General features: G+C 71.8%; 1 protein-coding gene. It reads right to left on the minus strand.

The genetic code is table 11. The annotated features are described in order from the left end of the window. Positions 1-345: histidine kinase dimerization/phosphoacceptor domain -containing protein (locus tag D7Y13_RS42835; RefSeq protein ID WP_147452712.1), on the minus strand; the 345-nt coding region annotated here is incomplete at its 3' end. Positions 346-450: the final 105 nt, after the last annotated feature.

Here is a 450-nt window from a genome sequence, read left to right on the forward strand (position 1 = left end):
GGTGAGCAACTCGCTGACCACCAGCGCCAGCGGTACCGCCTGACTCAGCGCCAAGACGACTTCGTCGTCGGCGTCGAAATCGAGCCCGATGCGTCCCTTCGCGCCGTGCGCCGCGGCATTCTCGGCGGTCAGCTCGCGCAGATAGGCGACGAGGTCGACGCGGTCGTGGGCGCTCGTCGAATACAGCCGCTGGTGCATCGACGCGACGACCGCGACGCGTCCGCGCGCCTCGAGCAGGCTGGCGCGCAACACCGGCTCCGCCGCCTGCGCCGCCTGCAGCGACAGCAGCGCGGTGACGAGCTGGAGGCTGTTCTTGACGCGGTGGTTGACCTCGTGGAGCAGCACGTCCTTGGCTTCGAGCGCTTCGGCGAGCCCCGCCTCGGCGCGCCGCCGCGCGGTGATGTCGAGGCTGGCGATCTAAATCCGCGGCCGCCCCGACGGCCCCGGCGG

Source organism: Corallococcus praedator (genome assembly GCF_003612125.1).
Lineage (GTDB): Bacteria > Myxococcota > Myxococcia > Myxococcales > Myxococcaceae > Corallococcus > Corallococcus praedator.